Below are 16068 nucleotides of genomic sequence, written 5' to 3'. Positions count from 1 at the left end.
CAAGGGAAAAAAATCGAAATACAATCTTACGATTTTTAAAAACCTAAAGTATAATATCCTATAATGGTTTATTGTAAACACTAAATATTAATAAAGTGTATGTTATTTGAAGAAAAACATTCTTCTTATAGAAATGATACTTCTTTTTAATTATGAAATATTTTTTAAAAAAGTATTGACGGTTAAATTCAAACAATGTTATATTAATATCCGTCGCTGAAACAACACGAAATGTTAAAGTAAATGACGAAAAAGATTTTAAAAAAACTATTGACAATGAAAGTTGATAGATGTTATATTAGGAAAGTCGCTTCTTGAGTGACTAACTAAATTGCTCTTTGAAAACTGAACAAACAAACGTCAACAATAATCGTTTTATAACTAACGTTATAGAACAAAAAGTAACAAAAAGCTAGAGTTTAGCAATGAGCTAATCAACTCTTTATTGGAGAGTTTGATCCTGGCTCAGGACGAACGCTGGCGGCGTGCCTAATACATGCAAGTCGAGCGGACTTTAAAAGCTTGCTTTTAAAGTTAGCGGCGGACGGGTGAGTAACACGTGGGCAACCTGCCTGTAAGACTGGGATAACTTCGGGAAACCGGAGCTAATACCGGATAATCCTTTTCCTCTCATGAGGAAAAGCTGAAAGACGGTTTACGCTGTCACTTACAGATGGGCCCGCGGCGCATTAGCTAGTTGGTGAGGTAACGGCTCACCAAGGCGACGATGCGTAGCCGACCTGAGAGGGTGATCGGCCACACTGGGACTGAGACACGGCCCAGACTCCTACGGGAGGCAGCAGTAGGGAATCTTCCGCAATGGACGAAAGTCTGACGGAGCAACGCCGCGTGAGTGATGAAGGTTTTCGGATCGTAAAACTCTGTTGTTAGGGAAGAACAAGTACAAGAGTAACTGCTTGTACCTTGACGGTACCTAACCAGAAAGCCACGGCTAACTACGTGCCAGCAGCCGCGGTAATACGTAGGTGGCAAGCGTTGTCCGGAATTATTGGGCGTAAAGCGCGCGCAGGCGGTCCTTTAAGTCTGATGTGAAAGCCCACGGCTCAACCGTGGAGGGTCATTGGAAACTGGGGGACTTGAGTGCAGAAGAGAAGAGTGGAATTCCACGTGTAGCGGTGAAATGCGTAGAGATGTGGAGGAACACCAGTGGCGAAGGCGACTCTTTGGTCTGTAACTGACGCTGAGGCGCGAAAGCGTGGGGAGCAAACAGGATTAGATACCCTGGTAGTCCACGCCGTAAACGATGAGTGCTAAGTGTTAGAGGGTTTCCGCCCTTTAGTGCTGCAGCAAACGCATTAAGCACTCCGCCTGGGGAGTACGGCCGCAAGGCTGAAACTCAAAGGAATTGACGGGGGCCCGCACAAGCGGTGGAGCATGTGGTTTAATTCGAAGCAACGCGAAGAACCTTACCAGGTCTTGACATCCTCTGACACTCCTAGAGATAGGACGTTCCCCTTCGGGGGACAGAGTGACAGGTGGTGCATGGTTGTCGTCAGCTCGTGTCGTGAGATGTTGGGTTAAGTCCCGCAACGAGCGCAACCCTTGATCTTAGTTGCCAGCATTCAGTTGGGCACTCTAAGGTGACTGCCGGTGACAAACCGGAGGAAGGTGGGGATGACGTCAAATCATCATGCCCCTTATGACCTGGGCTACACACGTGCTACAATGGATGGTACAAAGGGCAGCAAAACCGCGAGGTCGAGCAAATCCCATAAAACCATTCTCAGTTCGGATTGTAGGCTGCAACTCGCCTACATGAAGCTGGAATCGCTAGTAATCGCGGATCAGCATGCCGCGGTGAATACGTTCCCGGGCCTTGTACACACCGCCCGTCACACCACGAGAGTTTGTAACACCCGAAGTCGGTGGGGTAACCTTTTGGAGCCAGCCGCCTAAGGTGGGATAGATGATTGGGGTGAAGTCGTAACAAGGTAGCCGTATCGGAAGGTGCGGCTGGATCACCTCCTTTCTAAGGAAAATGGAATTTACATTCCATCAAAGATTGTTGACGATTTGTTGTTCAGTTTTGAGGGAGCAATTCCTCAAAATGAAAGGCTTAATAAGCCTGATTGTTCCTTGAAAACTAGATTATGTAAGAACCAAGAAAGAAACCGAGTAATCGCCATCTTAGATTCTCTATTTTAGAGAATTACTTCTTTGGAAAGTAGTCGTATTAAACGAATACTCCTTCAAAGATTGGAGAGCAAAGAGAAGCAAGTAGGTCAAGGAAGCGACCGAACGAGCACCAGAGCGTACGACAGTACGTGAGGAGCAGAGTGAAGAAGCTGACGAAGAGATACGCCGCTTATCTTTGGTCGAAACTAAGTTAAGTTAGAAAGGGCGCACGGTGGATGCCTTGGCACTAGGAGCCGATGAAGGACGGGATTAACACCGATATGCTTTGGGGAGCTGTAAGTAAGCTTTGATCCAGAGATTTCCGAATGGGGAAACCCTCTATCCGTAATGGGATAGAATCTTTACCTGAATACATAGGGTACTGAAGGCAGACCCGGGGAACTGAAACATCTAAGTACCCGGAGGAAGAGAAAGCAAACGCGATTCCCTGAGTAGCGGCGAGCGAAACGGGATTAGCCCAAACCAAGAGGCTTGCCTCTTGGGGTTGTAGGACACTCTATATGGAGTTACAAAGGAACGGGGTAGACGAATCGATCTGGAAAGGTCAGTCGTAGAAGGTAAAAACCCTGTAGTCGAAACTTCGTTCCCTCTTGAGTGTATCCTGAGTACGGCGGGACACGAGAAATCCCGTCGGAAGCAGGGAGGACCATCTCCCAAGGCTAAATACTCCCTAGTGACCGATAGTGAACCAGTACCGTGAGGGAAAGGTGAAAAGCACCCCGGAAGGGGAGTGAAATAGATCCTGAAACCGTGTGCCTACAAGTAGTTAGAGCCCTTTTATGGGTGATAGCGTGCCTTTTGTAGAATGAACCGGCGAGTTACGATTACATGCGAGGTTAAGTTGAAGAGACGGAGCCGCAGCGAAAGCGAGTCTGAATAGGGCGAAATAGTATGTGGTTGTAGACCCGAAACCAGGTGATCTACCCATGTCCAGGGTGAAGTCCAGGTAACACTGGATGGAGGCCCGAACCCACGCACGTTGAAAAGTGCGGGGATGAGGTGTGGGTAGCGGAGAAATTCCAATCGAACTTGGAGATAGCTGGTTCTCTCCGAAATAGCTTTAGGGCTAGCCTCAAGATTTAGAGTATTGGAGGTAGAGCACTGTTTGGACTAGGGGCCCCCATCGGGTTACCGAATTCAGACAAACTCCGAATGCCAAATACTTATTCTTGGGAGTCAGACTACGAGTGATAAGATCCGTGGTCAAGAGGGAAACAGCCCAGACCACCAGCTAAGGTCCCAAAGTATACGTTAAGTGGAAAAGGATGTGGAGTTGCTTAGACAACCAGGATGTTGGCTTAGAAGCAGCCACCATTTAAAGAGTGCGTAATAGCTCACTGGTCGAGTGACTCTGCGCCGAAAATGTACCGGGGCTAAACGTATCACCGAAGCTGTGGATTGACATCTTTGATGTCAGTGGTAGGAGAGCGTTCTAAGGGCGTTGAAGCTAGACCGTAAGGACTGGTGGAGCGCTTAGAAGTGAGAATGCCGGTATGAGTAGCGAAAGATGAGTGAGAATCTCATCCACCGAATGCCTAAGGTTTCCTGAGGAAGGCTCGTCCGCTCAGGGTTAGTCGGGACCTAAGCCGAGGCTGAAAAGCGTAGGCGATGGACAACAGGTTGATATTCCTGTACCACCTTTAAATCGTTTGAGCAATGGGGGGACGCAGGAGGATAGGGTAAGCGTGCTGTTGGATTAGCACGTCCAAGCAGTTAGGCTGGTAATGAGGCAAATCCCATTACCACATAAGCGGAGCTGTGACGGCGAGGGAAATATAGTACCGAAGTTCCTGATTCCACACTGCCAAGAAAAGCCTCTAGCGAGATTTAGGGTGCCCGTACCGCAAACCGACACAGGTAGGCGAGGAGAGAATCCTAAGGTGAGCGAGAGAACTCTCGTTAAGGAACTCGGCAAAATGACCCCGTAACTTCGGGAGAAGGGGTGCTCTTGCGGGTGCAAGCCTGCGAGAGCCGCAGTGAATAGGCCCAGGCGACTGTTTAGCAAAAACACAGGTCTCTGCGAAGCCGCAAGGCGAAGTATAGGGGCTGACACCTGCCCGGTGCTGGAAGGTTAAGAGGAGGGGTTAGCACGTTAGTGCGAAGCTCTGAATTGAAGCCCCAGTAAACGGCGGCCGTAACTATAACGGTCCTAAGGTAGCGAAATTCCTTGTCGGGTAAGTTCCGACCCGCACGAAAGGTGTAACGATCTGGGCACTGTCTCAACGAGAGACTCGGTGAAATTATAGTACCTGTGAAGATGCAGGTTACCCGCGACAGGACGGAAAGACCCCGTGGAGCTTTACTGCAGCCTGATATTGAATTTTGGTACAGCTTGTACAGGATAGGTAGGAGCCTTGGAAGCCGGAGCGCTAGCTTCGGTGGAGGCATTGGTGGGATACTACCCTGGCTGTATTGACATTCTAACCCGCACCCCTGATCGGGGTGGGAGACAGTGTCAGGTGGGCAGTTTGACTGGGGCGGTCGCCTCCTAAAAAGTAACGGAGGCGCCCAAAGGTTCCCTCAGAATGGTTGGAAATCATTCGTAGAGTGTAAAGGCACAAGGGAGCTTGACTGCGAGACCTACAAGTCGAGCAGGGACGAAAGTCGGGCTTAGTGATCCGGTGGTTCCGCATGGAAGGGCCATCGCTCAACGGATAAAAGCTACCCCGGGGATAACAGGCTTATCTCCCCCAAGAGTCCACATCGACGGGGAGGTTTGGCACCTCGATGTCGGCTCATCGCATCCTGGGGCTGTAGTCGGTCCCAAGGGTTGGGCTGTTCGCCCATTAAAGCGGTACGCGAGCTGGGTTCAGAACGTCGTGAGACAGTTCGGTCCCTATCCGTCGTGGGCGTAGGAAATTTGAGAGGAGCTGTCCTTAGTACGAGAGGACCGGGATGGACGCACCGCTGGTGTACCAGTTGTCTTGCCAAAGGCATCGCTGGGTAGCTATGTGCGGAAGGGATAAGTGCTGAAAGCATCTAAGCATGAAGCCCCCCTCAAGATGAGATTTCCCATAGCGCAAGCTAGTAAGATCCCTGAAAGATGATCAGGTTGATAGGTCAGAGGTGGAAGCGTGGCGACATGTGGAGCTGACTGATACTAATAGATCGAGGACTTAACTAAAATGAAAAGCGGAAATGCCTGTTTATGGCATTAGAGCTGAACAAAATGATTACTTGTTTCTTTCTTCTTACCATAATCTAGTTTTCAGGGAATAATTTTCTAAAATTATACTTGAAAAAGTCTCAAAAACATGTATAATAAAATGTGTCTTGAGAAAAGTCTGGTGGCGATAGCGAGAAGGTCACACCCGTTCCCATACCGAACACGGAAGTTAAGCTTCTCAGCGCCGATGGTAGTTGGGGGTTCTCCCCCTGTGAGAGTAGGACGTCGCCAGGCATTATATATGGAGGATTAGCTCAGCTGGGAGAGCATCTGCCTTACAAGCAGAGGGTCGGCGGTTCGATCCCGTCATCCTCCACCATTATTTTGACGATTATTATATGCCGGTTTAGCTCAATTGGTAGAGCAACTGACTTGTAATCAGTAGGTTGGGGGTTCAAGTCCTCTAGCCGGCACCATCTAATGAGCCATTAGCTCAGTCGGTAGAGCATCTGACTTTTAATCAGAGGGTCGGAGGTTCGAATCCTCCATGGCTCACCATTAGTAAACTTAAAATAGTATTAAGCGGGTGTGGCGGAATTGGCAGACGCACTAGACTTAGGATCTAGCGCCGCAAGGCGTGGGGGTTCGACTCCCTTCACCCGCACCAATTTATTATCAGTTAAATACATGCGGAAGTAGTTCAGTGGTAGAACACCACCTTGCCAAGGTGGGGGTCGCGGGTTCGAATCCCGTCTTCCGCTCCATAAAACAATGCCGGGGTGGCGGAACTGGCAGACGCACAGGACTTAAAATCCTGCGGTAGGTGACTACCGTACCGGTTCGATTCCGGTCCTCGGCACCATTGTTTTTATATTAATGCGCCCGTAGCTCAATTGGATAGAGCGTCTGACTACGGATCAGAAGGTTATGGGTTCGACTCCTTTCGGGCGCGCCATTATATTTCGGGAAGTAGCTCAGCTTGGTAGAGCACTTGGTTTGGGACCAAGGGGTCGCAGGTTCGAATCCTGTCTTCCCGACCACTATTCTCATTACATGGGGCCTTAGCTCAGCTGGGAGAGCGCCTGCCTTGCACGCAGGAGGTCAGCGGTTCGATCCCGCTAGGCTCCACCAATTTTATAATTCTTAATATGATGGCGGCGTAGCTCAGCTGGCTAGAGCGTACGGTTCATACCCGTGAGGTCGGGGGTTCGATCCCCTCTGCCGCTACCATACATATTACCATGGACCTTTAGCTCAGTTGGTTAGAGCAGACGGCTCATAACCGTCCGGTCGTAGGTTCGAGTCCTACAAGGTCCACCATATTATTGAGGAGGAATACCCAAGTCCGGCTGAAGGGATCGGTCTTGAAAACCGACAGGCGGGTCAAACCGCGCGGGGGTTCGAATCCCCCTTCCTCCTCCATAAAAATTAAATTATAATATTATCGCGGGGTGGAGCAGTCTGGTAGCTCGTCGGGCTCATAACCCGAAGGTCGCAGGTTCAAATCCTGTCCCCGCAATCTGGTCCGGTAGTTCAGTTGGTTAGAATGCCTGCCTGTCACGCAGGAGGTCGCGGGTTCGAGTCCCGTCCGGACCGCCATATAAATTGGCTCAGTAGCTCAGTCGGTAGAGCAAAGGACTGAAAATCCTTGTGTCGGCGGTTCGATTCCGTCCTGAGCCACCATTTTAGTGCAATCTAAAATGAATAATATGTATAATGGCGGCTATGGCGAAGTGGTTAACGCATCGGATTGTGGCTCCGACACTCGTGGGTTCGATTCCCACTAGTCGCCCCATTAAAATAAAATATGCGGGTGTAGTTTAATGGTAAAACCTCAGCCTTCCAAGCTGATGTCGTGGGTTCGATTCCCATCACCCGCTCCATATATGGGCCTATAGCTCAGCTGGTTAGAGCGCACGCCTGATAAGCGTGAGGTCGATGGTTCGAGTCCATTTAGGCCCACCATAAAAATATTCCGCAGTAGCTCAGTGGTAGAGCATTCGGCTGTTAACCGAACGGTCGTAGGTTCGAGTCCTACCTGCGGAGCCATTTTTTGGGGAAGTACTCAAGAGGCTGAAGAGGCGCCCCTGCTAAGGGTGTAGGTCGCGTAAGCGGCGCGAGGGTTCAAATCCCTCCTTCTCCGCCATTGGCCCGTTGGTCAAGTGGTTAAGACACCGCCCTTTCACGGCGGTAACACGGGTTCGAATCCCGTACGGGTCATAAAAAACTGATAGCATTTGCTATCAGTTTTTTTATTTCTTATAAGATAAGGTTCTTTTTGATAAATTCTCTATAGTTAAGGAGACCTTATAAGTTTGTATCAATTAAAATTTTCCGCTCCTTAGATTTTCTTCCCATTTATCCTCACTTGTAAATAATCTATTCCCTGGATTCTTTAAATCAAAGTCAGAAAGAAATCCAGTATCGGGACCTCTAAACAGATCAGTTGCTAGATTTTTTTATCTGGTGCTTCAAAAAAAAGGTTGATTTCTTTCCCTATTTGTTCTTTTAAATATTCTTCTTCCCTTTTACTTATTATCCTTATCCTTCCTTATGTTAGACATTTATTTTAGAATTCTCTTCATAAAAAAACTATGTTAAAAGTTCACAATCTAAATGAGTCAATTAAACATAAAAAGATTTATAGTATCATAAAATTTTAAAAACAAAAAAGGATTTCCCTTCTATTGATAGAATATTAAAATTAATCAAATTAAATTAAATGACTAATTTTTTAGCAAGGAATACCGTAAATTGTTTTAGAAGCAAAAAAAAAGGGAATTGCAATGTACAAAGTGTAAAATTTACACACTTAATATTATTTGTAATAGAAAGTAGGATGACAGTGGAGACAGTATATCCAACAGAATTTCAACTACATTTATTTCACGAAGGAAACTTATTTGAGAGCTATAGATTATTTGGATCTCATATTCATCATAAAAATGGAGAGATTTATACCAGTTTTTGTGTTTGGGCTCCAAATGCTCTAAGTATTCAATTGGTTGGGGATTTTAATAATTGGAATGGTGAAGGTTATTCCCTTGAAAAAATTAATAAGGAAGGTGTGTGGCTTCTAAATGTAGAGAGGGATTTAACGGGTGTTATGTATAAATATAAAATAACTGCACCTGATGGAAGAGTATTTCTTAAGGCTGATCCTTATGCTTTTCTTTCCGAGGTAAGACCTAATACAGCTTCCATTGTTTATTCCTTGGAAGGTTATAAGTGGAACGATACAAAATGGAAACAAAAAAAGACAAAAAAGAACTATTTAAATGAACCCCTTGCTATATATGAAGTCCATTTAGGATCATGGAAAATCCATGAGGATGGAGATCTTTATACCTATAGAGAACTTGCTGATGAATTAATTCCATATGTTGTGGAACAAGGATTTACTCACTTGGAAGTGCTGCCCTTAGTAGAACATCCACTCGATATCTCCTGGGGATATCAAGGTACAGGATACTATTCTGCAACAAGTAGATTTGGAGAGCCAAAGGATTTGATGTATTTCATTGATCAATGTCATCAACATGGGCTCGGCGTGATATTAGATTGGGTACCTGGACATTTTTGTAAAGATGAGCATGGTCTTTATCAATTTGATGGAACTAGTCAATATGATTATAAGAATCCTGTGGATAGAGAAAATTATGTTTGGGGAACAGCCAATTTTGATTTAGGAAAAAATGAAGTCCAAAGCTTTTTAATTTCAAATGCAATTTTTTGGATGGAATATTTCCATGTAGATGGATTTAGAGTTGATGCTGTTTCTAATATTATTTATTGGCCAAATTCAAATGAAAATAGCGTGAACCAATTTGGAATCGATTTCCTCCAAAAACTGAATCAAACAGTTTGTCAATACGATCCAACGGTTCTAATGTTTGCAGAGGATTCTACTGATTGGCCTCAAGTAACTGCACCAGTTCATTATGGTGGCATTGGATTTCACTACAAATGGAATATGGGCTGGATGAATGATATTTTAACCTATATGGAAACTGATTCAGTTAATCGAAAGCAAGTACATGATAAAGTCTCCTTTTCCCTACATTATGCCTTTTCCGAAAATTTTGTTTTACCATTTTCACATGATGAAGTTGTTCATGGAAAGAAATCGTTAGTAGATAAGATGCCAGGAGATTATTGGCAAAAGTTTGCTCAATTCCGACTCCTCTTAGGATATATGATGGCACATCCAGGAAAAAAATTATTATTTATGGGAAATGAATTCGCACATTTTGCTGAATGGAAGGATAAAGAACAGTTAGATTGGATGCTGCTAGATTATGAGATGCATCAAAAAGCAAATGAGTATATGAAGGAATTACTAAAAATCTATAAAAGGTCCAAACCTTTGTATCAGTTGGATCATATCAATGATGGCTTTGATTGGATTGATGTAAATAATAGAGAACAGTCTATCTTCTCGTTTATACGCAAGGCAGAAAAAGAAGAAGATTATTTAGTCGTCATTTGTAATTTCACTTATCATACATATGAAAATTACAGAGTCGGCGTTCCTTTAAATAACTCTTTCCGAGAAATATTAAATAGTGACACTGATAGATTTGGTGGAGCTAATTATATAAATAAAAAGGTAATAAAAGCAGAAAAAGTAGAGTTTCATGGAAAACCTTATTCTGTTCAACTAACGATACCAGCTTTCAGTATAATCATTTTACGTCCAGTTCAACACCGGAAGGGGAGAAAGGGAAATGGGAAAGAAACGGTGCGTCGCAATGCTATTAGCAGGAGGAAAGGGGAGTAGACTTTATTCCTTAACAAAAAGTCTAGCAAAGCCAGCAATCCCTTTTGGAGGTAAATATCGAATTATCGATTTCACTTTAAGTAATTGTTCCAATTCGGGAATAGAAACTGTTGGCGTCTTAACGCAATATCAGCCGCTTGTTTTAAACTCATACATTGGAATAGGAAGTGCATGGGATTTAGACCGTGTTAATGGAGGAGTAACCGTATTACCTCCATATAGTGAGTCATCAGAAGTGAAATGGTATACAGGAACAGCAAGTGCTATTTATCAAAATCAGAACTACTTGTCTCAATATGATCCTGAATATGTTCTTATTTTGTCAGGAGACCATATTTATAAAATGAATTATGAAGAGATGCTTGAATATCATATAGATAAAAAAGCAGACGCTTCTATCTCTGTGATTCAAGTACCATGGGAAGAAGCGAGTAGATTTGGAATTATGAATACAAATAAAGAGATGAACATTGTAGAATTCGAAGAGAAGCCTAAACATCCAAAAAATAATTTAGCTTCGATGGGAATCTATATTTTTAAATGGCGTGTTTTGAAGGAATTACTTGTAGAAGATAATTTAAATAAAAATTCTTCCCATGATTTTGGAAAGGATATTATTCCTTTACTCATAGAAAAACAGAAAAAGGTGGTTGCTTATCCATTTAAAGGGTATTGGAAAGATGTTGGAACTGTTCAAAGTCTATGGGAAGCAAATATGGATTTATTGGATGATAATTGTGAATTAAATATATCTGATTATAATTGGAGAATTTATACAGTAAATCCCAATCATCCACCACAGTATATTTCTAGTGATGCACATGTGAAAGAGTCGATGGTGAATGAAGGGTGTATTATTAGTGGCAATTTAGAGAAAACAATTGTTTTTCAAGGTGTTACTGTAGGAGAAGGGACAATTATTCGGAGTTCAGTTATCATGCCAGATGCGAAGATTGGTAATAATGTTTATATTGAAAAGGCTATTGTCCCTTCTGACATAACCATACCAGATGGAATGGTCATTAAACCAAAAAAAGACTCAAATGAAGTAGTCCTTGTAACAGAAGAAATGGTTAATGAAGTGATTTCCTAACAAACTAGATAGGAGGGATTAAGATGATAAGATCTATGCTGGGCATTATTGATGCAACAACACATAAGGAAGATTTAGAAGAATTAACTTCACATCGCACACTTGCTGCACTTCCGATAGGCGGACGGTACCGTTTAATAGATTTTGTCCTTTCCAATATGGTGAACTCTGGAATAGGTAGTGTTGCAATTTTTCCAAAGTATCAGTATCGCTCGTTAATGGATCATTTAGGATCGGGAAAAAACTGGGATTTAGATAGAAAGAGAGATGGATTGTTCTTTTTCCCGGCATCTTTGACCGAAACAAATACAGATGGAATAGGTTCTTTTAATCATTTTGCGGCAAATATGGATTATTTTCAGAGAAGCAAGCAAGAATATGCTCTAGTTGCAAATTGTTTTACTGTGTTTAATATGAATTTTAATCCTGTATTAGAGCGGCATCTCTCTTCTGGCTGTGATATAACGGAGATTACGAATAATGGAAGTTCATTAGAAATATATCTAATTAAGAAATCAAAGCTAATTGATTTAATAGAAACAAGAGCAGTTACAGGTTATACATGTATGAATGATGTTGTGTTAGATATGAATAATCAGCTAAAAATATGTGAATATGAATATAACGGCTATGCCGAAAAAATAGATTCAATATCTAGTTATTTTCATGTAAGTAAAGATATATTAAAAGCCAAAGTCTGGAATCAGCTTTTTATAAAAGAAAGACCAATATTTACAAAAGTTAAAGATGAACCACCTACACGATATACAAGTACAGGTGAAGTGAAAAACTCCATGATAGCAAATGGATGTTTTATTGAAGGCGATATTACAAATAGTGTTATTTCTCGAGCGGTTAAGGTTGGAAAAGGTTCAAGCTTGAAAAATTGTATTATTATGCAAAAGTGTACAATTGGGGAAAATTGTGACCTAGACTCGGTTATTTTAGATAAAGATGTGGTTGTAGAAAGTGGTACTGTGATGATTGGTACTGCTAGTTCTCCCTTTGTAGTTAGAAAAGGAACAGTGCAAGGAGCGTTGATGAATTCGTGAGAGTATTATTTGCAGTTTCAGAATGTGTACCATTTATAAAATCAGGGGGACTGGCAGATGTAGCTGGTTCTCTTCCTAAAGAGTTAAAGAAGCAAGGTACGGATGTAGCAGTAATTATGCCAAAGTATCAAGATATTCCAGCCCATTTACTTGCTAATGTTAAGAAAAGATGCTATTTCTTTGTGCAAGTAGGTTGGCGAAATCAATACTGTGGAATTGAAGAATTAGAAGTAGATGGAATTACTTTTTATTTCATTGATAATGAATGGTATTTTAAGAGAAGTGGTTTATATGGTTATGGTGATGATGGAGAACGCTTTGCATTCTTTAATCGAGCCGTACTAGAGAGTTTACCCTATTTAGCTGACTATCCTGATATTATTCATTGCCATGATTGGCATACAGCTATGATTCCTTTCTTATTGGATGTAGACTATAAGTGGAAAAAAGAATATAGCAATATTAAGACTGTATTCACCATACATAATCTTCAGTTTCAAGGAATATTGCCAAGAGAGGTTCTTGGTGATTTATTCAATCTAAACGATTATTACTTCACAACAAATAATCTTGAATTCTACGGAAATGTTAATTTGATGAAAGGGGGACTTATCGCTGCTGACAAGATAACGACAGTAAGTCCTACCTATAAAAACGAAATTCAAACAGAATATTATGGTGAGAAGCTGAATAATGTATTAAAGCAGAGAGAGCCGGATTTATATGGAATTATAAATGGGATTGATGAAGAAACATATAATCCAGAAACAGATCCGGTAATTGCAGCAAATTATACTGTTACTACTTTAGATAAAAAGCAAGAAAATAAGCGATTCATCCAACAAAAATTTGGATTGAAGGAAGATCTAGAAATTCCAATCATTTGTATGATTACTAGATTAACTAGTCAAAAGGGATTAGAATTAGTTAGACATATATTTCATGAAATAATGGAAGAAGATGTACAGTTTCTCGTATTAGGAACAGGAGATCCTGAATTTGAGAACTTTTTCCGTGAGATGGAATATACGTATTCTGACAAATGTAAAGCTTATATTGGCTTTGATGAAAATTTAGCCCATCAGCTGTACGCAGGTGCAGACTTGTTTTTAATGCCTTCCAAATTTGAGCCTTGTGGATTAGGGCAGCTAATTGCTTTACGATACGGGAATATCCCTATTGTGAGAGAGACAGGAGGGCTGAATGACACTGTTTTCTCTTATAACGAATGGACAGAGGAAGGAAATGGATTCAGTTTCACCAATTTCAATGCCCATGATATGCTATACACGATTAGGAGAGGCATTCATTTTTATAAAGAGGAAAAAGAGGTATGGCATAAGTTAATGAAGAATGCCATGTCGATGGATAATAGCTGGGCTCAATCTGCATTTAAATATAATCAGTTATATGCAGAGCTTATTTCGAGGAGTGAATCCCATGTTTTCTAATAAAGAACGCTTTAAAAGATATTTTTTACAAAGGCTTGAAATGACTTATGGAAAGACCTTTGAAGATACAACAAGTAGTGATCATTTTCAAACGTTAGGGCATATGATTAGAGAATATGTAAGCTCAAATTGGATTCAGACGAATGAACAAAGTCGTAACAATAACGGGAAACAGGTATATTATCTTTCTATTGAATTTTTATTAGGAAGATTGCTTCATAATAATTTAATTAACTTAGGTATTGATCAAGTTGTTATCGAAGGTCTGGGAGATCTTGGAATTAACTTTTTTGAAGTGGAAGATATGGAACACGATGCCGGATTAGGCAATGGTGGATTAGGAAGGTTAGCAGCATGCTTTTTGGATTCTTTAGCTACATTAGACTTACCAGGGCATGGTATGGGGATTCGTTATAAACATGGTTTATTTGAACAACGAATTGTTGATGGATACCAACTTGAATTGCCAGAACAATGGCTAAAGCAAGGCCAGGTTTGGGAAGTTCGAAAGGAAGACTTAGCTGTTGATATTTATTTCTGGGGAAATATTGATATGTATGAGAAGAATGGAAAGTTACAGTTTCGGCATCTAAATGCCGAAACTGTAACAGCAGTTCCCCATGATGTACCGGTCATCGGCTATCATACAACGACTGTTAATACATTAAGGCTATGGAATGCTGAACCATCGTCCTTAGTCGCAAAAGATGTAAAGGATATAATGCGTTACAAAAGAGAAACAGAATCGATATCTGGCTTTTTATATCCAGATGATTCCAATGATGAGGGAAAGATCTTACGGTTAAAACAACAATACTTTTTAGTTTCTGCAAGCTTGCAATCCATTATTCGAAATTATAAGCAACAATATAAAAATATTAGTGAAATGCATCACTATATAAGCATCCATGTAAATGATACACATCCCGTTTTGGCAATCCCGGAGCTAATGAGAATATTAATGGATGAGGAAGGATTAGGCTGGGATGAAGCCTGGAAAATTACTACAAATACTATTTCTTACACCAATCATACCACGTTATCTGAAGCATTAGAACAATGGCCAATCTATATCTTCCAACCCCTGTTACCCCGAATTTATATGATAATCGATGAAATAAATGAACGTTTCTGTATGGAATTATGGAAAAAGTACCCTGGAGATTTTTTGAAAATTGAAAAAATGGCGATAATTGCCCACGGCATGATTAAGATGGCTCATTTAGCATTAGTTGGTAGCTATAGTGTAAATGGAGTAGCGGAAATCCATACTGAGATTTTGAAGAAAAGAGAAATGGCTGATTTTTTTACCTTCTATCCAGAAAAGTTTAATAATAAAACGAATGGAATTACACATAGAAGGTGGCTAATAAAGGCTAATCCTAAGCTTACAAACTTAATTTCTAATACAATTGGTGATAAATGGGTCGATCAGCCAGAATTATTAAGGGAATTATTAAATTATCAAGAAGATGCTAATTTACAAGAAAATCTCGCAGTAATTAAGCAAAGTAATAAGGAAAGACTTGCAAAGATAATTAAGGAGAAGAATGGAATTCTTGTAGACCCTTCCTCTATTTTTGATGTTCAAGTAAAGAGACTGCATGCATATAAAAGACAATTATTAAATATTTTGCACATTATGTCTCTTTATAATAAATTAAGAGAAGATCCATCCATTGATATGGAGCCTAGAACGTTTATTTTCGGAGCAAAGGCATCACCGGGATATTATTATGCAAAAAAGATAATTAAATTAATTAATACAGTTGCCCATAAACTTAACAATGATAAAAGAATACAAAATAAATTAAAGGTTGTTTTTATAGAAAATTATCGAGTTTCCTTAGCGGAACATATTTTTCCAGCTGCTGATGTAAGTGAGCAAATATCTACCGCAAGTAAAGAAGCGTCAGGCACTGGTAATATGAAATTTATGATGAACGGTGCATTGACACTTGGAACAATGGATGGAGCAAACATTGAAATGCATGAATTAGTGGGAGATGATAATATTTTCATCTTTGGGATGAACGCAGATCAAGTATTAGAGCTTTATCAAAATGGTGGCTATAGTTCTCGAGAGTATTTTTATCATGATGATAGAATTCATGAAGTAGTGAATCAATTAAAAAATGGTTTTTATGATCATCCAGTGGGTGAATTTGATCCTATTTTTGATTCTTTACTAATAGAGAATGATCAGTTCTTTGTATTAAAAGATTTTAATTCTTATGCAAGCATTCACGAAAAGGTGAACCAGACATTTAAGAATAAACGAGGCTGGCTGCGAAAAAGCATTGTAAATATTGCGATGTCGGGACATTTTTCAAGCGATCGAACAATAAAGGAATATGCAGAGGATATTTGGCGTATAAAACCTTATAGTTAATTGTTTAGGAGCAGGTCGGAGGAAAGGAATCCAACCG

Annotated in this window: 5 protein-coding genes, 21 tRNA genes and 3 rRNA genes; all 29 read left to right on the top strand. The window is 41.1% G+C overall.

Annotation, left to right across the window (positions count from 1 at the left end; all coding sequences use genetic code 11):
* Positions 1-442 precede the first annotated feature (442 nt).
* The 29 genes from NST77_RS14305 (at position 443) to NST77_RS14165 (ending at position 16031) form a co-directional block, all read left to right on the top strand.
* Positions 443-1990 (top strand): 16S ribosomal RNA (locus NST77_RS14305).
* A 355-nt stretch (positions 1991-2345) separates the two neighbouring features.
* Positions 2346-5281, top strand: a 23S ribosomal RNA gene (locus NST77_RS14300).
* A 159-nt stretch (positions 5282-5440) separates the two neighbouring features.
* A 5S ribosomal RNA gene (gene rrf, locus NST77_RS14295) occupies positions 5441-5557 on the top strand.
* The 16S, 23S and 5S rRNA genes sit together here with 21 tRNA genes alongside, the layout of an rRNA operon.
* Before the next feature lie 9 nt (positions 5558-5566).
* Positions 5567-5642 (top strand) — tRNA-Val (locus tag NST77_RS14290).
* A gap of 21 nt (positions 5643-5663) precedes the next feature.
* Positions 5664-5739, top strand: a tRNA-Thr gene (locus tag NST77_RS14285).
* A 6-nt stretch (positions 5740-5745) separates the two neighbouring features.
* A tRNA-Lys gene (locus NST77_RS14280) sits at positions 5746-5821 on the top strand.
* Between the two features lie 24 nt (positions 5822-5845).
* A tRNA-Leu gene (locus NST77_RS14275) sits at positions 5846-5930 on the top strand.
* Between the two features lie 22 nt (positions 5931-5952).
* Positions 5953-6027: transfer RNA gene (locus NST77_RS14270), tRNA-Gly, on the top strand.
* Positions 6028-6036: 9 nt separating this feature from the next.
* Positions 6037-6125 (top strand) — tRNA-Leu (locus NST77_RS14265).
* Positions 6126-6141: 16 nt separating this feature from the next.
* Positions 6142-6218, top strand: a tRNA-Arg gene (locus NST77_RS14260).
* A gap of 8 nt (positions 6219-6226) precedes the next feature.
* Positions 6227-6303: transfer RNA gene (locus NST77_RS14255), tRNA-Pro, on the top strand.
* Positions 6304-6318: 15 nt separating this feature from the next.
* Positions 6319-6394: transfer RNA gene (locus NST77_RS14250), tRNA-Ala, on the top strand.
* Between the two features lie 22 nt (positions 6395-6416).
* A tRNA-Met gene (locus NST77_RS14245) sits at positions 6417-6493 on the top strand.
* A 13-nt stretch (positions 6494-6506) separates the two neighbouring features.
* A tRNA-Ile gene (locus tag NST77_RS14240) sits at positions 6507-6583 on the top strand.
* 9 nt (positions 6584-6592) lie between these two features.
* A tRNA-Ser gene (locus tag NST77_RS14235) sits at positions 6593-6685 on the top strand.
* 23 nt (positions 6686-6708) lie between these two features.
* Positions 6709-6782, top strand: a tRNA-Met gene (locus tag NST77_RS14230).
* Positions 6783-6785: 3 nt separating this feature from the next.
* A tRNA-Asp gene (locus NST77_RS14225) sits at positions 6786-6862 on the top strand.
* Between the two features lie 8 nt (positions 6863-6870).
* Positions 6871-6946, top strand: a tRNA-Phe gene (locus tag NST77_RS14220).
* 36 nt (positions 6947-6982) lie between these two features.
* Positions 6983-7058, top strand: a tRNA-His gene (locus tag NST77_RS14215).
* Between the two features lie 14 nt (positions 7059-7072).
* Positions 7073-7146 (top strand) — tRNA-Gly (locus NST77_RS14210).
* A gap of 5 nt (positions 7147-7151) precedes the next feature.
* Positions 7152-7228 (top strand) — tRNA-Ile (locus tag NST77_RS14205).
* A 9-nt stretch (positions 7229-7237) separates the two neighbouring features.
* Positions 7238-7312, top strand: a tRNA-Asn gene (locus tag NST77_RS14200).
* A 6-nt stretch (positions 7313-7318) separates the two neighbouring features.
* A tRNA-Ser gene (locus NST77_RS14195) sits at positions 7319-7409 on the top strand.
* Positions 7410-7411: 2 nt separating this feature from the next.
* A tRNA-Glu gene (locus NST77_RS14190) sits at positions 7412-7483 on the top strand.
* Between the two features lie 619 nt (positions 7484-8102).
* The gene (gene glgB, locus NST77_RS14185) at positions 8103-10043 is read left to right on the top strand and encodes a 1,4-alpha-glucan branching protein GlgB (protein WP_095332540.1); all 1941 of its coding nucleotides are present in this window, start codon (positions 8103-8105) and stop codon (positions 10041-10043) included.
* On the top strand, positions 9991-11136 hold the full coding sequence (locus NST77_RS14180; RefSeq protein ID WP_095332538.1) for a glucose-1-phosphate adenylyltransferase: 1146 nt from the start codon (positions 9991-9993) through the stop codon (positions 11134-11136). The genes glgB and NST77_RS14180 overlap by 53 nt, the downstream gene beginning before the upstream one ends.
* A 23-nt stretch (positions 11137-11159) precedes the next feature.
* Positions 11160-12188, top strand: coding sequence for a sugar phosphate nucleotidyltransferase (locus NST77_RS14175; protein WP_095332536.1), 1029 nt, complete (start codon positions 11160-11162; stop codon positions 12186-12188).
* On the top strand, positions 12185-13639 hold the full coding sequence (gene glgA / locus NST77_RS14170; RefSeq protein WP_341123129.1) for a glycogen synthase GlgA: 1455 nt from the start codon (positions 12185-12187) through the stop codon (positions 13637-13639). Before NST77_RS14175 ends, glgA begins: the two co-directional genes overlap by 4 nt.
* A complete protein-coding gene (locus tag NST77_RS14165; RefSeq protein ID WP_341123128.1) occupies positions 13629-16031 on the top strand; it encodes a glycogen/starch/alpha-glucan phosphorylase in 2403 nt (800 codons plus the stop codon). The genes glgA and NST77_RS14165 overlap by 11 nt, the downstream gene beginning before the upstream one ends.
* Positions 16032-16068: the final 37 nt, after the last annotated feature.

Origin of the sequence: Niallia sp. FSL W8-0177 (assembly GCF_038006285.1) — a bacterium.
In the GTDB taxonomy this organism is placed as follows: Bacteria; Bacillota; Bacilli; order Bacillales; family Cytobacillaceae; genus Niallia; species Niallia circulans_A.
This window is presented reverse-complemented; position numbering and strand designations above follow the sequence as displayed.

Coding starts and splice junctions, on each gene's coding strand:
- glgB (WP_095332540.1), top strand. CDS start 8,103: ATGACAGTGGAGACAGTATATCCAACAGAATTTCAACTACATTTATTT.
- NST77_RS14165 (WP_341123128.1), top strand. CDS start 13,629: ATGTTTTCTAATAAAGAACGCTTTAAAAGATATTTTTTACAAAGGCTT.
- NST77_RS14180 (WP_095332538.1), top strand. CDS start 9,991: ATGGGAAAGAAACGGTGCGTCGCAATGCTATTAGCAGGAGGAAAGGGG.
- NST77_RS14175 (WP_095332536.1), top strand. CDS start 11,160: ATGATAAGATCTATGCTGGGCATTATTGATGCAACAACACATAAGGAA.